General features: G+C 72.8%; 1 protein-coding gene (cut by both window edges). It reads left to right on the forward strand.

Every position in this 23878-nt window falls within one protein-coding gene, locus ACWC5C_RS20895, for a lonely Cys domain-containing protein (RefSeq protein ID WP_450877280.1), read on the forward strand. The gene is 76236 nt long; 35882 of those nucleotides lie to the left of the window and 16476 to its right, leaving coding positions 35883-59760 in view — codons 11961 (partial) to 19920 (complete); the first complete codon in view begins at window position 2. The start codon and the stop codon both lie outside this window.

The raw sequence follows: 23878 nt of genomic DNA on the forward strand, positions 1-23878 counted from the left end.
CCTGCTCAGGGGCATCGGCGCGCTGGACCGCATGCGCATGCGCGACGCGGCTTTCGACCGGGACGGCGGCCGCGAGTTCACCCTGGACCTGCTCCACCGGGTGGTGGGCGGGCTCCTGCCGAGTCGGCCGGACATCCGGCCCGGTAGCGCCGAGCACATCACGGAGGTGCTGGCGTGGGCAGATGCCGCGTGGCAGGCCAGGCGCGGGCGCCCCCTCAGCAGTTTCGTCGCGCTGCCGCTGGTGTACACCGCCCTGAGCCGGCTGCCCGCGCTCGGCACCCAGAGCGCCGAGGCCATGGCCCGGGAGGTCCTGGGAACCGACGCCGGGGAGCCGGTGGGCGAGGCGGAGATGTCCAGGCTGTTGTGGGCCGAGGTCAAGCTGCTGGAACTGCTGGAAGGCGTCCACGACCCCGGGCGGTTCGCCGCCGACATGCTGCACCTCGGCCACCCCGACCCGGCGCGGTTCGACGAGGCGGTGGCGCTCGTACGGAAGGCACTGGCCGTGGGTCGCGTCTCCTTCCCCGAGCTGGCCGCCTACCATCTGGAGAGCCAGGGCGCCCTGTCGGACCGTACGCTCGGCAAGAACACCGCGGGCGCGATCATCGGCCGGGACCTGCGGCACGGTTCGGCCGGGATGGACGGCGACTTCGACTCCACCGTCATCACCCTGATGGACTACGCGCCCGACGGATCGCTCATCGAGATCGGCACGGTCCCGGCCCCGTGGTACGCACCGGACCTCCCCTTCCCGTTCCTGTACGTCTTCGACGGCAGCTTCCTGGGCGCGCCGGTGCTGCTGCCGGAGTTCGGCGAACTGGTCTACCGTGACGGCGATCTGCATGGCGCGCCCAGAGACGCCGAAATCATCATGGTGGCGGACGGCGCCAGGCCCCCCGCCGGGGTGCCCCTCGCCGAGACGCTGCCCGGAGTGGGCGCCTGGAACTCGGGCCGCGAGGTGTGGACCACATACGGCCGGACCGGGTTCCACCGCCGCCCGGGCTCCCGGACGTTCACCGTCTACATGGCCCCGGACGCGTCGGGGCGCCGTCCCGCGTTGTCCGACTGGGGCCGCATCGGGCCGCACGACATCACGCCGCCCGCCTCGGGGCCCGGCACGGCGCTGCCCGTGGGTGGCCTCGGGGCCACCTACGGGGGCGGCCGGGCGCCGGACGCCACGGAACCCGCCGACACCCCGGCCGCGCTGCCCCGGGGCGACGGCCGGACCGACGACGGCAGCCAGGTCGCCGAGATCGTCGCGCTCGCCTGGGACGAGCACACCCAGGCGCTGGAACTCCTCTCAGAGGCCACCCAGGCCGCCGCGGCCACCGGCCCGGACGCCGCCGAACGCGCCGCCGCTGCGGAGCGGCTGGAGGATGCCCTGGTCCGGCTGGAGGACGCCGGCACGCGGCTCTACGACCTCGGCGTCCCGCCGGACGAGCTGGCCGCCGCCACCGCGCCCGGGAACACCGCCGCACTCCCGTCCCCGGCCCTGGGCGAGGACGTGCGGGGGTGGCTCGCCGGCCAGGTGGCGGAGGACGATCTGCGCCGGGGCGCGCCGCGGCTGGACCCGGCCGAGTTCGTCACCGCGACCGAACTGCGCGCCGCCGGTGGCGAACTGACCGCGACCCAGCAGTTCGAGGCCAAGGTGAACGCCGACCGGCTCCAGGCGGGCGGCGTGTCCCCGCTGGACCAGGTGCGGCTGCTGCTGCACCGGCCCGGCCCGGGGCCGGACGGGCTCGATACGGTCGCGGCCGAGGTGTCGCGGCGGCTGTGGCGGTCGGCGTACGAGGCGTTCGCGGCGGCCACCGCGGCGCGCGAGAGCACGGCCGCGCAGGACGCCGCGCAACCGCGGGACGCCACGGCCCCGGCGGACACCACGGCCCCGCAGGACGGCGCCGAGCCCCGGGACGACGGCGCGGCGCTCGACCCCGCCCGGGCCTGGGAGCTGGCCGCCTTCCTGGTGCTGCCCGCTCCGCCGCACGCGGCGCAGGCCGACGCCCGCTACGCCGGGGACGCGTTCCACACCGCGGTACGGGACGTCGCCGAGCACCTGCTCGACCACGGGCCGGACGCCCGGTCGGCCGTCGAACTGGCCGACACGCTGCGGCGGGAGCTGGGCCTGCGGCCCCGCTGGAGCGCGGCCGCCCCGCCCGCCCGCCCCCGACCGGTCACGGCGGCGGCCACCCAGCCGTCGAACGCGGACTTCTTGTCGCTGGGCTCGTCGGACGAAGAGCCGCCCGATGTGAACATGCGGGACTTCATCGAGCTGTCGGACTCGTCGTCCGATGAGAGCGTGTTCTCGGAGTTCTCCGATGCCGACTCCGAGACGTCCGTGTACAGCGACTCCTCGGACGAGGACGCCCCCGGCTCCGGCACCTCCGCGCCGACCCCGAAGCCCGTCTCCCGTACCGAGCTGCCGTCGCGGGCCGAAGTGCCCTTCACCCCGGGATCCCACACGCTGTCCGATGCCGACGTGGGGCGTATCCGCGACCTGGCCCGCAGCCTGGCCCTGGCCGGGCTGCGCAACCAGCGGGCCGGGGTGGACCTGCCGCCCGTCGCCATCACCGGCCACGGCAACGACGTACGGTCCAACGCGGAGCTTTCGGGCCGGCAGGAGGAGGCCCGGGTGCGCGGTTCGCGGCGCGCCCAGGCCGTGTCCGCCGTGCTGATGTACGAGCTGGGCCGCGCGCTGAGCGCGCTCCAGAGGAACCGGCCGGCCGGTCAGCCGCGCCTGACGCCCAGCCACTTCACGGTGGAGAGCCGCGGTCTCCCGCTCGTCCCCGCCGACAAGAGGATCGCGCAGCGCCCCCGGCCGACGCTGATCGAGATCCCGCTCGCCCCGCGTGCGAAGGCGGCGGAGACCCTGGACCGGCTGCGCCGCCAGGAGAAGCGGCTGCGGTACGGGGCGATGGATGTGGACGGTCTGGCCCGGAGGGTTCTCCATCTGCCCGAGGGCGCGACCGTGGACCAGGGCGTCCGGAACGAGTTGTTCGACTTGGTGGCGGAGGCGGACCGGGCGGGCCGGGCGACGAGCCTGGCGGCGCTGGGCGCGTTCCACGCCCAGCGGCAGGGCGTGCTGGACGCCCGGTACCGGTTCACGAACGCTCCGGGCGGCTCCGGGGGCCTGAACTGGACGGGCTCGGGCGCCGGTGAGGTGGACGCCGCCACGGTCGAGCTGGCCGAGAAGGACAAGCAGGGCTGGAACACGAGCCTGGGGGTGGACTACTCCCAGTCGTGGGAATGGGACGAGCCCGCCTTTGTCGTGGCCGCCAAGGGGGATCGGCACAAGGTCGTGGTGCCGTGGCCGGACGGCACCACCCGGGAGCTGGGCATCGAGGAGTTCGCCGAGCTGATGGCGCACGACCCGGTGCTGTCGGGGCTGCCGAGGGACGTGCCGATCGTGCTGGCTGTCCCGCGCGCGGGTTACGGCCTCCTCTACCTGCCGCGGCTTCTGGCGCACCTCACCGGTCGCACGGTGCACGTGCACAGTGGTGACGTGGAGGTCGTGGTCCGGTCTGGGAGGCCGGCGAGGATCCGGGTGGTCCACCACGAGGGGCGGCCCCAGGGCGACTGGGTGCCCAATCCCCCCGGCCGGCACCCCGGTTCCGTCGACGATGTGCCCGACTGGTACCACCAGGTGGAGAACTCGGCCATCGTCAGCAAGGCGACCAAGAAGGCGATCGGACACGCCGCGTTCCATCCCGCCGACATGGTCCTCAACGACCGTGAGGAACACCTTCGCCGTATCGACCAGCTGAAGCGGTTCGCCCACTTCAACCCCGCCACGGTCGCCCGTTCCGGGCTCTTCATCCCGTCGGATCCGGACGAGGCGGCCCCGGCGGTCTACCAGAGCGCCCATGGGCATCCGGGCGGCATCAGTGTGACGATGGAGAATGGCAGTCCGCGGGATCTGGACGGTCCCGAGACGCAAGCGTGGGCCCGCGCGCAGCGCGTACTGCTGTCCGCCCACCCCAAGGGGTACTGGGGCGACCTGGAGATCTGCTGGGCGGGCTCGTACCGGGACGGCCGGTTGCCCCACTCCGGCCACGTCGGTCCGGGCTTCCCGGGGTCGTTCGTCGCCGACCCGCTGGAGGACGTGCCGGTCGGGCAGCTCTACGCCAACGGCCAGCGGCGCAAGATACGCAGCACCGTCCGGCCCGCCGCGATCGTAGAAGAGAACGGCGTCTACTTCCGCCTGCTGTACACCGACCCCCAGGGGCGGTGGTCCGTGCGTGCGAAGTTCTTCCCCGAGCCCCGGGCCGCCGAGCTGAACCGCCGCGCCCGGGCGATCGGCCTGAGCGGACCGAACGGCAGGGTCTCCGGACGGCAGCGGTTCCGGACGCTGCGGTTGGTGCGGGCGCTGAAGCTGGCGCTGGGCAACGAGGTGGACGACGCCGTACGCATCGAGCGGAACCCCGGCTACACCGAGCTGCTGCGCGGGGCCGCCGCCCTGGAGCGGATGTGGCAGGCCGACGGGCGCTCCCGTGCCGCGGGCCCGTTCACGATGGACCTCTTCCACCGGATCGTCGCGGCGAAGCTTCCCGCGGGCCGCACGGAGGCGCGCCGGGCGGACTACCGCGCGGTGCTCCTGGAGGCGGCGAACGCGGCCCACGACATGCGGCTGAGCGACTTCGTGACGCTGCCGTCGGCCGTCGACGCGGCAAGCCGCTGGAAGGACGGCTACGCCCGCCCCGCGGACTGGGACGCCGCCGTGGCGTCGACGCTGGGGCTCTCGGACTCCGCGGGATACCAAAACCGTTCGCGGGTGTTCTGGGCCCGGGTCAAGACCCATGAGCTGCTGGACCGGCCCGGTCTGGACATCGACGGGCTCGCCCGGAAGGTCATGCACCTGGCGCCGGGCGCCCCGGTGGACGACGCGGTGCGGGAGCGGCTGTGGACGCTGGCAGGCCAGGCGTTCGCGCGTGGCCGCGACGCCACGAACCCCGACGCGCTGGCCGCGTTCCACCTGGAGCAGTCCGTACAGTCCGACCCGTTGACGCATCCGCTTCAGCCCAAGGTGCACCTCGGAGAGGACTGGTCCACGGGGGCGAAGATCAAGACGCTGGACACCTCGCAGATCCAGACGCCCGACGGCATCCTCACGGCGCCGTGGATGGGCAAGGACTGGTACGGCGACGCCCGGGGGGTGCCCTTCGTGGTGCGGGCGTCCTACGACCCGGCCGACCCGGACGCCCTGTATCTGCGCCTCAGCGACAATGGACCGGCCTTCCGGGTGCCGTTCGGGGAGCTCGTGGAGCTGCTGGCCAATCACCCGCAGCTCACGTCCCGCAAGATCAGCAGCGTCCTGGTACTGGACATCCCCGGCTACGACGGCTCCGCCCTGGCAGGCATGCTGAGCAGGCGGCTGGGCCGCGCCGTGACGTTCACCAGCGCGACCACGGGGATCGGCGGGCCGAGCGGGGAGCCGCACGCGGTGCTGGCCCTGTACCCCTCGGCAGCGGTGCCGCAGCCGACAGCGGACGACTGGCGCCTCCAGCTCCCGGTCGACCCGGTACTGCCCACGAACGCCCCGCCCGCGGTCCGGCCCGTGGCGTCGGCCGTGTCCGCCCCGGTCACTTCGTCGAGCAGCGCGCCCACTGACGTGCACATGGACGACGTCGAGTCTTCGGAGTCGGACTCGGACGAGGAGATGCTGGACGCTCCGGGCGAGTCGGAGTCCGAGTCCGGGGCGTCCTCGGAGTCGGCCGAGAGCGTGTTCTCGGAGTTCTCCGGCTCCTCGGACCCCGAGACGTCGGAGTACAGCGAGTCCTCGGACGACGACTCCGATTCCGATTCCGATTCCGGTTCCAGCTTCGTCGGCCCCATGCCCGCCCTGAAGCCCGTCTCCCGGAGCGCGCTGCCGCCGCAGGTCGATGTGCGCTTCGCGAAGGGGGCGCTCGGGCTGTCCGAGATCGAGGCGGGGAAGGTGCGCGACCTGGCCCGCCGTCTGGCCCTGGCCGGGCTGCGGAGCCGGCGGGCCGGGGTGGACCTGCCGCCCATCGACATCACCGGTTACGGCAACGACCTGCGGTCCAATGCCGACCTTTCGGACCGGCAGAGGGACGCCGGGGATCGCGGTGCGCGGCGGGCCCGGGCCGTGGGTGCGGCGCTGATGTACGAGCTGGGCCGCGCGCTGAGCGCGCTCCAGCGGAACCGGCCGGCCGGTCAGCCGCGCCTGGAGGCGGGGCACTTCACCGTGCGGACCCGCGGCGTTCCCGAGGTCCCGGCCAACAGGCTGATCTCGCAGTGGCCGAAGCCGACGTCGATCGAGATCTCCAAGGCGCCTCGTGCGGAGGCGCTGGAGATCCTGGACGTACTGCGCCGCCAGAAGAAGCGGTTGCGTCACGGGCCGATGGATGTGGACGGTCTGGCCCGGAGCGTTCTCCATCTGCCCGAGGGCGCGACCGTGGACCAGGGCGTCCGGGACGAGTTGTTCGACCTGGTGATGCAGGCGGACGGGGAAGGCCGGGCGACGAGTCTCGCGGCGTTGGGCGCGTTCCACGCCCAGCGGCAGGGCCTGCTGGAGGATCGTTACCGGTTCACCGACACGCTGGGCAAGGGTGATCCCGCGGGGGTGAACTGGACGGGCTTGGGCGCCGGTGAGGTGGACACCGCCACGGTCGATCTGGCGGAGAAGGACGCGCAGGGCAAGATCACCGGCCTGGGGCTGGACGATCAGCCGTGGGAGCGGGACGAGTCCGCGTATGTGGTGGCCGCCAAGGGGGATCGGCACAAGGTCGTGGTGCCATGGCCGGACGGTGCCACGCGGGAGCTGGGCATCGAGGAGTTCGCCGAGCTGATGGCGCACGACCCGGTGCTGTCGCGGCTGCCGAAGGACGTGCCGATCGTGCTCGCCGTCCCGTACGCGGGCTACGGCCTCCTCTACCTGGCGCGGCAGCTCGCGTTCCGTACCGGCCATCTGGTGTACGCGCACAGTGGCGACGTGGAGCTCACCGTCCGGCCGGGGAAGCCGACGAAAATCCGGGTCGTCCACCACAAGGGGCGCCCCCAGGGCGACTGGGTGCCCAACCCTCCGGACCTGGACCCCGGTTCCCCCGACGACGTGCCCGACTGGCACCACGAGGTGGAGACGTCGGCCATCGTCAGCAAGCGGACGAAGAAGCGGACCGGTCGGGCCGCCTTCGATCCCGACGACCTGGCCGGCAGCCGTGAGCGACAGCTCCGCCACATCGACCAGATGACGGAGTTCGCCCACTACAACCCCGCCACGGCCACCGAATCCGCGCGCTTCACCCCGGCGGACCCGGACGAGGCGGCCCCGGCGGTCTACCAGAGTGCCCACGGGTATGCGGGAGGCATCGAGCTGCCGATGCGAAACCGCAAACCGCGCATACTGGACGGTGACGAGACGCAGCGGTATGCCCGCGCGCGGCGCAACAGCCTTTCCGTCTACCCCAAGGAATACTGGGCCGACCTGGAAATCTGCTGGGCGGGATCGCCGCGGGACCGCAGGGCGCGCTACATTCACAGCGGTCAGGCTTTCCCCGGGCCGTTCGTCGCCGACCCGCTGGAGGACGTGCCCGTCGGACAGCGCTACGCGAACGGCCTGCGGCGCAAGGTGCGCTGCACCATCCGGACGACGGCGACGAACGACGACGGCAAGCCGGACCGGGTCTACTACCGCCTGATATACACCGACCCCGAGGGGCGGCGGTCCGCGCGTGCGAAGTTCTTCCCCGAGCCCAGGGCCGCCGAGCTGAACCGCCGGGCGCGGGCGATCGGTTTCAGCGGCCCGGACGACAGGGTGTCCGCGGCGCAGCGGCACCGGACGCTGCGGCTGGTGCGGGCGCTGAAGCTGGCGCTGGGCAACGAGGTGGACGACGCCGTACGTGTCGAGGACAACCCCGAGTACGCCAGGCTGCTGCGCGGGGCCGCCGCGCTGGACCGGATGTGGCACGCCGACGCGCGGTTCGGCACGGCGGGTCCGTTCACGATGGACCTCTTCCACCGGATCGTCGCGGCGAAGCTCCCCCAGGGCCGGCCGGAGGCGCGCCGGGCGGACTACCGGGCGGTGCTCCTGGAAGCGGCGGACACGGCTGCGGGCACGCCCCTGAGCGACTTCGTGACGCTGTCGTCCGCTGTGGACATGACGAGTCTCCGGAAGAACGGCCTCACGAGGGATCAGTGGGACCATGTCGTCGCGTCGACGATGGGGACCACCGTCTCCGGCATCAGGGGCACCCACCGTTCGCGGACGTTCTGGGCCTGGGTCAGGGCGCACGAACTGCTGGACCGGCCCGGTACGGACCTCGACGCGCTCGCCCGGAAGGCCCTCCACCTGGAGACGGCCGACCCGGTGGGCAGCGCCGTCCGGGCGGAACTGCGGCGGCTTGTCACCACGGCCTTCGCGTGGGGCCATGACGCCGCCGATCCCGACGCGCTGGCGGCGTTCCACCTGGAGACGGCCGGAGCCTTCACACGGGCCGACCGGATGACGGATCCGCTCCTGGACGGGGCACAGGCCGGGATCGACTGGTCCACCGGTGGTGCGAAGATCAACAGCCTGGACACCTCCAGGATCCTGACGTCCGACGGCCTCGTCGACGCCCCGTGGATCGATGAGGACGACAAGGACACCGATGTTGAGGACCGGTCGGTGCCCTTCGTGGTGCGGGCGTCCTACGACCCGTCGGACCCGGACGCCCTGCGCCTGCGCTTCGGCAGCCAGACACGGGTCTTCCGGGTGCCGTTCGCGGAGTTCGTGGCGCTGATGGCCTATCACCCCTTGCTGGTGGACCGGGATCCTGATGACGTCCTGGTGCTGGACGTCCCCGGCCTGGGCGGCCCCCGCCTGCCGGGCGCGTTGACCAAGCGGCTGGGCCGCTCCGTGACGACCACCTACGCCACGACGGGGATCGCCCACCCCAGCGGGGTGCAGTACCCGGTGCTGTCCCTGTCCCCCTCGCCGCAGGTGGCGAAGCCGACGGCGGACAACTGGCGCTTCAGGAACCCGGTCGATCCCAAGAGCCTCACGGACGCCCCGCCCCCGGTCCGGCCCGTGCCCAGCTCCGCGTCCGCCCTGAAGATCCCCGGGACGCTCCCGCAGACGCCTCCTCCCTACGAGGCGCCGCCCGTGGCCGACGGTCCGGACGAGCCGTCGTCCACGGGCGGCACGGGGGCCGACGACTCCGTCGAGCTGGATCCGCTGTCGCCCGTGACCGTCATCCCGGCGGGGATTCCAGCGGTCGCCCCGGCCGTCCTCACGGCCGCTGACCCGGACGCGGACACCGACGCGGACGCTGACCTGGGCCTGGAGCCGGACACCGCCCCCGAGCCGGACGCTTCGGATTCCGGCCCGGCGTCCGACGGCTCGGAGCCGGACACCGCCCCCGAGCCGTCCGGGGAACCGGCCGGCGGCGCCCCCGCTACCCCCGGGCTCTCCGCCCTCGTCACCGGCTTCGGCAGCGGCCACCGCGGCCTCCTGGGGTCGGTGTACGTCATGCCGTTCCCGGAGGAGACCGTCCACTGGCTGCACGGGCAGCTGAGCCGGACCGTCCGGGCCGAGGCCGCGGCCGGGCTCCGGCCGGGCGAGCTGGAGGCGCAGGACCCGGAGGGCATCGCCGCGCTGGAGGAGGACATCGCCGCCCAGTACAGCGCCGATGAGCTGCTGGACGCCCTGCCGTATCTGCTCGGTCCCAAGGGCATGTCCCGCACGGTGGCCTACCGGGGCCGGCGGTACCAGGTGTCGCCGAGGCTGGAGCTCTTCGGCCACCAGCCCGCCCCCGTGATGGCCGAGGACACGCCCGAGGGCCGCCGGGTGTACATCGAGGAGCGCAACCGGACCGCGGTCGACACCAGCGACACCAGCAGCACCGGGAACGTCCGGAGCCTGCCGCTGTCCTACGGCCGCACCTGGCTGGTCCACGACCCCAGGACCCCGGCGGTGGCCTCGCAGACGTTCACCCCGAAGCTGACGCTGACCCACAACCAGCAGACCGCCACCATGACGGTCCCCGAGAGCTACACCTCGATGTCCGCGCTGGCGTTCACCTCGGAGCCCTCACACGCCTACGACTACGGGATGAGCTGGCAGTTCACGGCCGTCACCGCCCCGGGCGCCACGGCGCCCACCCCGCACGCCGAGGACGACTGGAGCGACGCCGAGACCTCGCCCGCCCGGCTCACCGCGTGGTTCCCGCACTACCTCACCCAGGGCATGCCTCCGCGCCCGTTCGGCCCGGCGTCCTTGGACGACCTCCCCGCGGACCCGCGGACCGTCACCGACGAGCTGCCGCTGCACCGGATGGACACCATCCACGACCCGTCCGAACTGCTCGACGCGTTCCTCGCCGCCCCGCAGCTGCGCCCGCATCTGCGCCGGATGTCGGACGAGTCGGCCGCCGCGCTGCGGTCGTTCCTGGACGAGAACAGCCATCGCTCGGGCCTGACCCTGATGCTGGCCGGGGCGTATCCCTCGCCGATCCTCCTGGATCACAGCGGTGAGCCGCTGGGCTATCTGGAGGTCTCCGCACGGATCAACTCCTTCAGCCCCGACGCGCTGGCCAGGAGCAGCGACAAGGTGTTCCTGGAGAACGACCTGATGCACCTGGTCGGCGCCAGGACCGCGCTGACGGTCGCCAACGCCGAGAAGGCCGAGTTCACCCTCACCACCACCTTCCAGGGCGCTGCCGCCCCGGACGGCAACTTCGTCTTCGGCGGCGGCTACAAGCACCAGCGGTCTCGCACCTTCAACTCCGGCGGTACGGCGTACGACTGGTTCAGCGTGGTCAGCAACAACCCGCACCTGCTGACGGGCGCGGATATCACGTATTACGCCACGCTTGTGCTCCCCAAGGGCGGCCGGACCGAGCCCTTCGAACTGCCCAGCCCCCAGGGGCAGTCCATGCGGGTGCCGACGATGGCCGATGTGGCCGGCGTCCCCGTGGAGCCAGGCCAGGAGCGCTACCTCACGCCCGAGCTGGCGTCCCTGCGCGCCCTCCCGGTCGACGCCACCCCGCTGAAGGTCACCGGCACCGGGCCGCTCTTCGACAAGCTGGAGACGCTGCTGCGCACGATGGGCTTCCTGGCCCCCTCCACGCCGCGGCGCCTGGACTGGCTGCACGACAGCGCGATCCCCCTGGCGTGGCTCGCCAACGCCCGCAAGCTCCGCATCGCGCGCTCCCAGATCGGCCGGCGCGGCGGGCTCGGCGCGACCATGGACGGTGGCCACCCGCTCTACGTCGAGCTGCCCCTGGAGCACGGCGTCTGGCGGCTCGGCATCGACCTGTCCGTGGAGCCGGCGGACGGCACGTCCCCGCACCACCGCAAGAACCTGCCGGGCTGGAAGATGCTGAACGCCAAGGGCATGGGGGTCGCGGGCAGCGAGTCCAGCAGCTCCAGCCAGTCGCTGTTCGGCGACGTCTCCGCCGAGATCAGCGGCCCGGCCCCGCACGACTGGACGGTGGCGGGCGGCATCCCGTCCAGCGCCTCCGCCACCCGTCAGATCACCGGCGACACCTTCGGTTCGGCGTCCGGCTACGGCCTCGACATGCTCACCATCACCCAGTCCGGGCTCGGGGTCTTCGACATCCCCGGCACCTTCACCATGAAGGTGTTCTCGGAGAACGGCGACATCCCGCTGGCCACCTTCGACACGGAGGACGGCGTCATCTCCGTCGCCGTGCCGCTGAGCAGCACCCTCGACGCCCCGGCCGCCCCGCTGGGGCCGGTCACCATCCGCCGGGCGACGACCGAGGACTTCCGCAAGGCGCGGATGACACCGGACGCGGGCGGCGACCGCCCGGAGGACGTGGTGCTGCTTCCCGGCCAGGCCCATGTCGGCCTCGCGATGGGCAGCGGCGCGCTGGTCTCGACGTTCCGGCAGCTGCTCAAGGGCATCGACCCCGACGCCACCGAGGCCGCCGAGCCCGGCGCGCTCGCCCGGATCCTGCGGTGGGCCGCCGCGCAGGGCTCCGACCTCGTCGACAGGCTGCCCTCGGCCATCACCGCCCTCGCCGAACCCGCCCGCTGGCTGGGGTACATGACCCTCGGCACGCCCATGACGGACGCCGAGAGCCCGGCCCAGGAACTGCTGCGGGCCGCCATGTCGCCGACCAGCCTGGTCCCCCGCTCGCCGCAGATCTTCCGCGGCGTCTACGTCGTCGACGCCGACACCGCCGGCTCGCTGGTGGGCACCGATATCCAGGGCGAGACCCGCGGCTTCCTGCACAACGCGGTCTACGAGGGGACGGGCCACCCCGGCGACGACCCCGACGCCGCCACCTACGCGGAGAACGACCTCACCAGCACCGACTCCTCCTGGCGCGGCACCACCTCCGGTCACTCCGAGCAGATCGCCACCAGCGTCACCGGCTCGCACACCGGTGAGCGCCCCGGCGGCGTCTCGGGCGGCGGCGGCCGGAACAGCGCCGTGTCGCGGAGCGTGACGGACACCGATACCGCGTTCACCGACCGGATGACCTCCGAGGCGCACGCCAAGGACCGCTTCCACGGCTTCCGGGCGGACGCCACGTACCTCGTCCTGCTGCGCAAGGGCCACCGCAACGCGGTCGCCAACGCCGTCGGCGTCGGCCCGCACAGCTCGGCTGCGTACGCCGTGACCGTCCCCGGCGGTGTCGTGTTCTGGGTCACCGAAACCCTGGTCCGGCAGGATCCGCAGCTCGCCCGCCTGGCCGGTCTGGAACCGGCGCGGCTGCCCATGGACAGGCTGCTGCCGTGGTACCTCGTCCGCTCCGGCGGCCGCTCGCTGGGCTTCGCCACCGTGCCCGAGGCGCTGCCGGACGGCTCGCTGGACGCCTTCATCGAGGCCATCCGCGCCGCCGTCGAACGCGAGGCCCCCGACTCCCTCACCCCGGGGCTCGGCCGCCACGTCCGCGGGCTCGACGCCCGCATCGCGGAGGCCGGCGCCGTGACCGGCATGCGGTCGCTGGCGTCCTCCGGCGCCCGCAACTGGCGGCGCTTCCACTTCCCCTACCGCGGGCGCACCGGCCTGCACCTGGTGGAGGTCGCGCTCAACGCCCGCCCGGCCCCCGGCACCGACCTGGCGACGCTGCGCGGGGCGCTGCTCGCCTACTCGGGCATGCAGAACATCAACTCCGCGGCGGCCGGCGCCATCACCCGCACCGCGTCCCGCGCCACCGGGTTCACCCTCACCATCAGCGGCACGGGCGGCTTCACGCTCGCCCCGGGCACCGGCCGGACCGGAAGCGCCGGGGGCACGGGCTCCTTCACCTCCGCCGGCACCCGCGGCACCTCCCACGCCGTCACCAGGAACCACCAGGAGTGGCCGAGCACCTTCCGGCCCACCGCGCAGTTCGACCTGCCGTACGAGTACCGGGTGGAGGTCACCTCGACCCGGCTGAACGACTCGGCTCTGGGCTTCCTGGCCAACCGGATCGCCTCGCTGGGCCAGTTGGCGGAGCGGCTGCTGGACGGCACGGTGTCGGCGGCCGACACCGCCGGACTGACCCGCTGGATGGACCGGGCCCTCGGCCGCGACGGGGCCGCCCGTACGGCCCCTCCGGCGCCCGCCCCGGCCCCCGGCACGCCCGCCACCGTGACCCTGCGCTTCCCCGGCAGCGAGGCCCCGCTCCGGCGCGAGGACGGCACCCCGGAGCTGCCCGCCCCGCCGCCGGTCCTGATCACGCCGGACGTCCACCGGGCCGACCCCCGGCCCGCCACGGCCCCGACGGGCGATCCGGAACGGGACCGGCTGTTCGGCACCGACCGGTGGACGCCGAACCAGCCGATCACCGTCTACGACTTCGACGCGATGGACGAACTCGCCGACGCACTGCGCGCGGTCGACCCGGAGCTGCGCGGCGACGGCCTGCCCAAGACCTCCACCTCCGCCGAGAACACCATGCGCCGCATCGGCGACCTCATCCGCCGGGGCAGGATCACGCTGACGCCCGCCCAGGCGTCCCGATACACCGGAAGGCAGCCCACCGGCGGCTCCGCGCGGATCGAACTCGCCCTGTACCGGCCGCAGATGGAGACCTCCGGCCGGGAGGTGATGTCCCAGGCGCAGCGCACCACCGTCGCCACCCATGCGACCACCGCCGGCCGGACGCTCAGCCCGTCGGTGACCGCGCCGGTCAAGGGCGGGCTGACCGGCGACAACACCGACACCCTCGCCGGGACCATCCCGGTCGCGGGCGAGAACACCACCATCGGCCAGGCCACCGGAGGCACCGGCCTCCGCCGCGAAACCCTCAAGTACGGCACGCCGGTGTCGGAGAACACCGAGGGCGAGCCCGACGACAGCGGTGTGCTCGGCTACACCCTCACCGCCCACACCGTCCTGGAAGTCAGCGGCCCGGAGGGCACCCGCTGGGTCACCGGCAACGTGGTGCTGCGCCCCACCCTGGAGGACGTCCTCGGCCTCGGCATGACCCCGCCCCGCCCGGCCCCGTCGGTCTACGACGCCCCGGCCGTCCTCGCCGAGCGGGGCGTCGACGACTGGCGCACGCTGCGCCCCGAGGCACTCGGCTACCAGCTGGCCGAGGGCTTCGCCGGTCAGGACGCGCGGCCGCAGGTGTGGCTGGACGCGGGCGAGGTCACGGCCGGCACCCAGCGCTCCCTGAACGCCGTGCGCCAGGCACTGCTGGACGGCACCGCGCCCGACGAGGCGCTGAACACCCGGGGTACCGCCCTCCCCGCCGACATCCGGCTCGCCGTGGAAGCTGCGGCCCGCGCGGCCGACGCCGCGCAGCGGCACGTCGAACTCGCCCTGCGCGCTGTCGGCGGCCCGGTCCACCTGTCCTTCGCCCCCGGCCCGCTGCACGGCTGGGCCTCCGAGATGCCGGTGCCGCCGGTCGAGGTGATCGGGCCGGTGCCATCGGTCGAGGTGACGCCCCCGCAGGAGGATCCGGCGCCGGACCGTACGGCCGCCGCCAGGCTGACCACCCCGGTCGTGCCCCGCCCGGTGCTGACCCGCCGCCAGCTGGAAGGGGTGGCGAACCGTCTGGCGGACAACCTTCCGGCCGGGGAGACGCCGGTCCAGCGGTGTCTGCGGCTGGTGGCGGCTCTGCGGGACGCGGTGCACCCGGGCGGGGTGCGCATCGCGGGCACGGTGGACGACTCGGTGACCCTCGCGGGCCCGGACGCCCCGGCGGCGGGTCTGGTGGCCGGACCGGGCTGGCGTGGCGTGCGGTCGTGGGACGAGGTGGCGCGCGCGGTGGCGAACGCGGGACGGGGCGCGCTGGCGATCGTGCTGGCGCGGCGCCAGGGCGGCGAGCTGGGGCATGTGTGGGCCGCGTACAACCTGGGCGGGCGCGGCGGCGTGGTGGCGGTGGACCCGTCGGCCCGGGAGGGCCACCGGGTGTCGGCGACGCCGCCGGACATGGCGGCTGTCGAGGCGCAGGTTGTGGTGATCGACCGGGCGGGGCGGGTTTTGGAGGACGCGCTGCCCGGGTTCACGGAGTCGTCCTCCCTGGGCCACGCGCTGGTCGACCGTCCTGTCGAGCACGAGTACGGCGCCGTGGGCCTGGAGGTCGAGGACCGCCACATCGTCTTGATCGAGGGAGAGCAAGGGCCCAGGACCCTGGCCACCGGCCCCGGAGTCCGGTTCGTCATTGACCCCGACAAATTCTGGCGCGACCTCGACACCGGGCAATTCCACATGGAGCGGCCCCAGGTGCCACCGGGGACGCCGCCACCCGCCCTGGAGACCTACTTCTTCGGGCGCATCGTCGCCGATCCGACGGCCGGACCCACCGTAATGCCGGGGCTGTCGCCGGAGGAGGCGCTGGCGCGGCTCGAGTCCGCCCGGCGGAGCCTGGGAACACCGGAGTCCAACGCCCTCATACGGCTCACGGACCTGCTGGCGGGCCTCGTGGGCTGGGAGGTCGCCGAGTCCGGCTGGCCGATGAGGCTCGCCCCCGGCCTTCCTGACCATCCCGGGCGTCTCGTGCTGCGGGAAATGCCAGGTTCGCAACTCCTGGCCTCCGGCCCCGGCATCAACCTCGTCACCGACTACATGACGTTCTGGCGCGACCCCGCCACCGGGCGTCTCACGGAGTCGAAGCCCGAGGTGGCTCCGGGAGCGCCTGGGCCTGTCCCGGAGCAGTACCAGATCGTGGAGTTCGTCCTCGATCCGATGGCCGCGCTGGTGGGGGAAGAGGGCAGGCACTCGCCGGAGGAGGCGATGGCCGCGTTCGACCTGGTGCGGGACAGGCTGGACAGCACGGACGGGAGTGAGGCCGCCGTACCGCTTGCGGACCTGCTGGCGGGCCTCGCGGGCTGGGAGGTCACCGGGGTCGGCCGGCGGACCCGCGTCAGCCCTCACCTGTCGGATCACAATCACCGCTCGTACACGCAGCCCACCGTGGGTTTCCCGACGATCGGTCTCAGGGGGCTCCAGGACCTCGCGATACTGCGGCTGTCGATGGGTCCGGCCCACCCGGTGATCAATGGGGGAAGAGACTTCGGGCGGATGATCGCCGCGAGTTATCTGCGGTACGTCATGGACGGCGGTGTCCCGGCCGACTACCTCCCGCTCCTTCCGTTCCTCTCGGTCATCCCGGAGGTCGACGAGATCTGGGGGCACGGGGGAGAGGCGTTCGCCCATGTCGCCGCGAGGCCGGCGTCCCGGATGTGGCCACCGGGGTCGAAGCCGCTGATCAAGAACCTGCTGGCGGTGGCGGGCCGGCATCCGTTCGACCGCGTGCTGCGGGCCCTGCGGCCTGGTACGCGGGAATTCCTCGACGGACACCACGACCAGATCACCCAGGCCTTCAACCAGGCACTGACATCGCTCCTGGGCTTCTACCAGAAGGCCTTCGGACACCCGGTCGAGGACGGGGTCTTCGATGTCCCGGAGGACGACGCCCCCGCCCCCCGCGAGCACTTGACCGCCGCCTTGACCGGGCGCACCTCCGAGGGGAAGACCGTCGGCCAGCACCAGAGCGTCGGCATGAAGGACTACCGGGTCCTGGACACCGGCGAAGGCCGGCTCCCGGTCGCGCTGACCCTGAAGGAGCTGCGGCACTACGGGTTCGGCCACCAACACATGACCAAGGAGGAGACACGGCGCGCCGTCACCGAAGTGGTGGAGCTGAGCCGGGAGGCATATGAGCGGGCGCTGAGGCACGTGGCTCCGCTTTCGCCCGAGGTGCTGCGCCTCGCCGTGACGACCATCCGGGACAACCCCGCGGTGCAGGCGTTCCTTCCCTTCCTGCGAATGGCCCAGGCGGGTGTGCCGCAGGCAGGCGGCCCGGCGCGGAAGCTGCTGACGGCGTCCGAGGCCCAGGCGCCCGCTCAGGCGCTGGGCTTCTACGCCCTGGGGACCCCGATGGCGGCCGACGTACACCGCTCGCTGGGGGACGTGGTCCGCGCGGCGGCCGGACTCCTCGGCCAGGTGCCCCCGGGGCAACAGGCGCAGGTCCGGCAGATCGTCGAGGGGGCGTGGCGGGCGCTGGACGTCGTCGCCGATCCCTCCCGGACGCCCCCGGTGATGCCCATGGTTCCGGAGGTCACCGCGGTGGACGGCACTCGGGTACCACTGGATGAGGTGGAGCGGGTGAAGCACCGGGATCCGCGGGGGAAGCCGGTGGCCTTCTCCTCGCGTCCTGCCCGGGACCGGGACGGACGGGAGAACTTCTACGGGCTGCTGCCCCAGGTGCGTCAGTTCACGTATCAGCTCTCGTCCCAGGCGTATCAGGGCCCGAGCGGAATGGTGATTCCGGAGAGTGCCTCGACGGTGCTGCCCTTCGACCGGGCGTATCTCGTGGACATCGGCGGCGATGGCGCGTTGGCCGAGCTTGGGATGGAGGACGGTTCGGGCAGGGCGTTCGAGTACGGCCGGGTCGTGGACTTCCTCTACGCCGCCGATCCCGATCTGGTCGCCCTGGAGGCGGAGACGGCGGTCGTGGTGACGGGTGCGGATGTGGCGGGTCCGTCGTCGTACGATCCGTTGGAGCGGCCGATCGCGGGCCAGGTGCTGGCCAACTGGGCCGGCTGGGTGTGGACCACGGGCAGCGGCCGTCGGCCGGACATCGTTCCCGGCGACGGGCGTTCCGGGCCGCGGTTCCGGCTGGCCGAGGATGACTGGTGGGCCGGGTTCCGCCCGGAGCCGTCGTCGGCGGAACGGGCCCGGCTGGCGGAGCGGGTGACGGGTGACCGGGGGCGTGCCGGGGATGTGCTGCGGTGGGTGCGGGCGATCCGGCTGGTTTACGGGCCGATGCTGGAGGACGACACTCTGGCGTTCGAGGCGCTGCTGCGCGGTTTCCGGGCGCTGGATGAGGTGCGGGCGGCGCGTGGTGACCGTTCGCCGCTGACGTGGCGGGGTCTGCGGCACGAGGTCGCGGCGTACTTCGCCGCGACCGGTCAGCCCGCGCCGCCGCTCGCGCAGGCGCTGCCGTTGGTCCTGCTCTCGGCCGCGGGTTCGGCCGGGGTGGATCTGACGCTGTCCGGGCTCGATCTGACACAGCGGTATGTCAGTCTGCGTGCCTGGGAACCGGCCGTTCCCACGCACGTGCCGATCGTGCCCGCCCAGGGCTGGCCGCTGTCCGGCCAGGGCCCCGGCGGTCTGGCGGTGCAGGGGTGGGCCAGTTCCGCACCGGCCTCCTTCGCCCCGGCCGCCGCGCCCGCCACTCCGGCGCCGCAGGGCATCGTGACTGCTGCGCCCACGGCTCCGTACGACGCGGAGGCGCATTTCGACAAGATCCTGCGGGATGTCTTCGGGCAGCAGCCGGTGCCGGGGGCGCGGGAGGCGTTGCGGCGGTTGAACGGGCTGCGGGCGAAGGTTCCCGCGTTGTGCGGTGGGCCGCTGGATCTGGACGCGCTCGCGCGGCATGTGCTCATGCTGGATGCGAACGCGCCGGTGACCTGGGTCGAGCGCGGTGATCTGTGGCGGGTGGTGATGGACCCGGCCATGGAGGAGGACCCGAGCCTGGCGCGGCTCTCCGCTTTCTACCTGAAGCTGAAGGGCGCGCTTGGCCAGGGGTTCCGTTTCACCACGTTCAATGGTGTGCGGGGTCTGAACTGGACCGGCGCACCCCTGGACCCCCAGCTCGACCTGACCCGAGTCACCGAGTTCGTCCGGGGGCCGAACGGCCGGCTCCAGCCGGTGAGGCAGCCGGGTCCCGCTCCGTGGGGCACGCCCTATGCGGTGTTGGCCAACGGGACGGCGTTGGTCGTCCAGGTGCGCGGCGCGGGGGGCTTCCATCGCAACGCCCCGAAGGAGGTCGTGGCTGAACTGCTCGGCCTCGACGAGGAGTTGAGCGCGCTGCCGAGCGACGTTCCCGTGCTGATGGGCATTCCCCTGGGGACCATCGGCAGCTTCGCACTGACGCAGGACTGCGCCGACCTGCTGGGCCGGAACGTGTGGTCCTCGAGCGGTTTCGTCACGGTGGGGAGTGCGTTCGGCCACGACATCTCCGAGGACCGGGCGTTCGCGGGTGGCTGGCTGCTCAGCGAACCGGACCCGACGCCGAGGCTCGAGGGCGAGGAGTGGGAGCACCGGATGCTCTCCATACCCTTCATCGGCCCCGACCACCGGTCGACCGGGCACACGTCCATACCCCTCACCGAGCGCGCTGCCGACCTGCGGAAGAGGACCCAGCTGCTGCTGGATCTGCCGACGGCGACGCACTTCGTCCATCACGACCCGGCGACCGGGGCTGTCAGCTCGCCGCAACTGCTTCCGTGGGTGGCGGCGAACGAGCCCACCCCGTATTTCGAGGCCAAGCACGGCTGGCCGGGCGAGTCCGATTGGGCCCTGCTCGACCCGAAGACCGGCCGAATGGGGAGCCTGACCACGAGCGGGCCGCGGACGTCGGGTGCGCTGAAGCGGCGGCGGAGCTTGAACCGGCGGTCCGACAAGTCCCCCGTCGTGCGGATCGTGTGCTTCAGCACGATGCCCAAGGGCATGGGATTCACCGGTCCCGCCGGCCCTCTGCCGTACATCCCGGATCTGCTGGCGGTTGTCTCCGAGGCCCAGCAGGTCGCCACCGACGAGGGGCGGCCGGCCTATGGCTTCGGCCGTCTCGCGCTCAATGACGTTGCGACGGGCACGGGAAAGTACGTCGGTTCGGAAGCCGATGTCCGGGGCCGCCCGTTCGCCCCGGAAGTGCGGATGCCGGAGCCGAAGGGGGCCGCGCTGGAGGCCCGGGCCCGGGACGGCGGGCTGTACACGGGTCCGGATCCGATGCAGGAGGAGGACCGGGTCCGCACGGAGCGCCTGGTGCGGCTGCTGCGTTTCTCCTTCGGTCAACGGATCGATGGGGCGCCGGAGTATCCGGTGCTGTGGCGGGGCATCTGCGCGCTGGATACGATGCTGCGCAAGGATCCCAAGCTGGACCGCGTCCCGCTGTTCACCGTGGAGCTGTTCAAGCACCTGGTGGTGGGGTTCGAGGGGCAGCAGCCGGCTGGTTCGCAGCTCACCGGGAAGGCCCTCGTGGCGGCCATGCTGAAGCGGGCGGGCGAGCTGTGGGCCCAGGAGCCGGACCTCGCACTCACCGACTTCGTCCCGCTGCCGTTCGTCACCGGTGTCGCGGCCAGCATGGGACAGTCCGGCTTCGACGCCCTGACCGCTCATACCCTGCGGGTGCACCCGAGCCGGGTGGGTGACGCGGAGCGGTCGCGGATGCTGTGGGCCGAGGTCAAGGTCCGCGTGGCGCTGCGACAGATCGGGCAGACTGGCGGTGAGCAGGAGCTGGACAGGTTGGCCGCCGTTCTCCTCCACCTGCCGGCTCCCGATCCCGCGCGTCGTACGGAACTGGTCCAGCTGCTCAGGGAGGCGGCGGCCCACGGACGTGACCTCGGCCAGGCCAGGGACAGGGAGGTGGCCGCGTTCCACCTGGAGTCCCGCGGAGCACTGGCCGCCGGCACGCTCATGACCACCACCGGCAAGATGACGCTCGGCCGTGACCACACCGGCAACACGACCGGTCCCGTCGACTTCGACCCGGCCAAGGTCACCTTGCTGCGCCGCGAACCCGACGGGACCCTCGTGGCGGACTCCACGGTCCAGGCACCCTGGTACAACCCGCAGGCGCCGGACGTGCCTTGGCTGTTCCGGGCGGGTCAGCAGGGTGGCAATGCTGTCCTCGGCGCTGTCGGCGCTCCGGTGCGGCACCCCGAGGTCGGCGAGCTGAATTACCGCGATCCGGGCCTGGGCCATGCCCTCCTGAAAAAACCGGTCGTGCTGCTCGTGGAGGGGGCCAGGCCCGCCCCCGGTCAGCCGGTGGTGGCGAGCCTGCCGGGCCAGAACGCCCTGCTGTTGGGCCGGATCACGTGGGCCGCGTACGGCAGGCCGACCCTCTACACCGACCCGGTGACGGGGAAGACGACGGTGGCCCTGGAGCCGGACGCCGCCGGCCGGCCGCGCCTGGTGACCGACTTCGGGGCCGTGCGCCCGATCGACGTCCGCGGGGCGTTCGGGGCCCCTCATCCCAGCGCGCCGACGTCCGCACCCACCGCACCCACCGCGCCCCAGTCTTCCGTCGTATCGTTCGCGGCCACCCGGGACCGGTCCGTGCTCGAAGCGCCCGGCGGCCGGCCGTTGTCCCGTCCGGTGCTGACCCGCCGCCAGCTGGAAGGGGCGGCGGACCGCGTGGCGGAGACCATTCCGGCGGGGGGGATGTCGGTCCGGCGGTGTCTGCGCCTGGTGGCTGGTCTGCGGAGGGTGTTGTATCCGGGTGGGGTGCGGCTGGCGGGTTCGGTGGATGATTCGGTGACGATCCCGGGTCCGGACTCGGCGGCGTCGGGTCTGGTGGCCGGGCCGGGCTGGCGTGGCGTGCGGTCGTGGGACGTGGTGCAGCGTGCGGTGGCGGATGCCGGGCCGGGCGCGGTGGCGTTCGTGCTGGCGCGGCGTCAGGGTGGTGCGCTGGGGCATGTGTGGGCCGCGTACAACCTGGGTGGGGACAGCGGCGTGGTGGCGGTGGACCCGTCGGCCCGTGCGGGGCGTCGGGTGTCGGCGACGCCGCCGGACATGGCGGCCGTCGATGCCCAGGTTGTGGTGATCGACCGGGCGGGGCGGGTGCTGGAGGACGCGCTGCCCGGGTTCACCGAGTCGTCCTCCACGGGCCACGCGCTGGTCGACAAGCCCGTCGAGCACGAGTACGGCGCCGTGGGCCTGGAGATCGAGGACCGCCACATCCTCCAGGACAGGACGGACGTACCCAGGACCCTGGCCACCGGCCCCGGCGTCCGGTTCGTCGCCGACCCGGAGAGATTCTGGCGCGACCCCGATACCGGGCAATTCCACATGGAGCCGCCCCAGGTGCCGCGGGGGGTTCATCCACCCGCCCTGGAGACCTACTTCTTCGGGCGCATCGTCGCCGATCCGACGGCCGGACCCACCGTAATGCCGGGGCTGTCGCCGGAGGAGGCGCTGGCGCGGCTCGAGTCCGCCCGGCGGAGCCTGGGAACACCGGAGTCCGACGACCCCATACGGCTCACGGACCTACTGGCAGGCTTCGTGGGCTGGGAGCTCACCGAGTCCGGCCGGTGGATGACGCTCGCCCCCGGCCTTCCGGGCCATCCCGGACGTCTCGTCCTGGGCGAAATCCCCGGGGCGCAGGTCCTGGCCTTCGGCCCCGGGATCCGCATCGTCAAGGACACCGGGGCGTTCTGGCACGACCCCGCCACCGAGAACATCCTGGAGAAGAAGCCCGAGGTGGCACCGGGAGCGCCGCAGCCTTTCCTGCAGTACCACCCCATCGCGGAGTTCGTTCTCCTCCCGATGGCCGCGCTCGAGGAAGAGGACAGGCCCTCGCCGGAGGAGACGATGGCCGCCCTCGACCTGGTGCGGGACAGGCTGGACAGCACGGACCGGCGAGGCGACCTCGGGCTCGCGGAGCTCCTGTCGGGCCTCGAAGGGTGGATGCTCACCGATGTCGGCCTGCGGACCTACCTCTTTCCCCACCTGCCGGATCACGACCATCGCGCGTACACACAGCTCACGCCGGGCATACCCACCCTCGGTCTCAGGGCGCTCCAGGACCTCGCGATGCAGCGGCTGTCGCAGGAAGAGTTCTCCTCGCTTCTCACGGCGGGAAGACAGTTCGGGGCGTTGATCGCCGCACGGTATGCAAGTGCTGTGATGGGCGGCGCCGTCCCGGTGGACTACCTCGCGATCCTTCCGTTCCTCTCGGCCATCCCGGAGGTCGACGAGATCGTGGGATACGGGGGCGAGTCGTTCAGTCATGTCGCCGCGCGGCCGGTCGCCAATATGTTCCCCTCCCAGTGGAGCGTGCTGATCAAGAGCACGCTGGCGGTGGCGGGCCGGAATCCGTTTGACCGTGTCCTGCGGGCCCTGCGGCCCAGCACGAGGATTTTCCTCGACCAGGACCACGACAACATCACCCATGCCTTCGGCCAGGTACTGCTATCAGTGCTGCGCGTCTACCAGGCGGCGCTCGGAGGGGAGATCGACGAAAGGGTCTTCGACACTCCGGGTGACGACACCCCCGCTCCCCGCGACCATCTGACCGCCACGCTGACCGGGCGCACCTCCCGAGGGGAGACCGTCGGCCAGTACCAGAGCGTCGGCATGGACGACTACCCGGCCCTGGACACCGACGACGGCCGACTGGGGGTCGCGCTGACCCTGAGGGAACTGCGGCTCTACGGGTTCGGCCACCAACACATGACCAAGGAGGAGACACGGCGCGCCGTCACCGAAGTGGTGGAGCTGGGCCACAAGGCATATGAGCGGGCGCTGAAGCACTCGGCTCCGCTCTCGCGCGAGGTGCTGCGCCTCGCCGTCACGAGCATCCGGGACAGCCCCGTGGTCAGGGCCTTCCAGCCCTTCCTGCGACTGGCGAGGGCGGGTGTGCCGCAGGCAGGTGGCCCGGCCCGGATTCTGCTGCCCGGGTTCGAGGCCCAGGCGCCCGCCGAGGCGCTGGGCTCCTACGCCCTGGGGACTCCGCTGGCGGCCGACGTACACCGC

It is taken from the genome of Streptomyces sp. NPDC001700 (assembly GCF_053596435.1).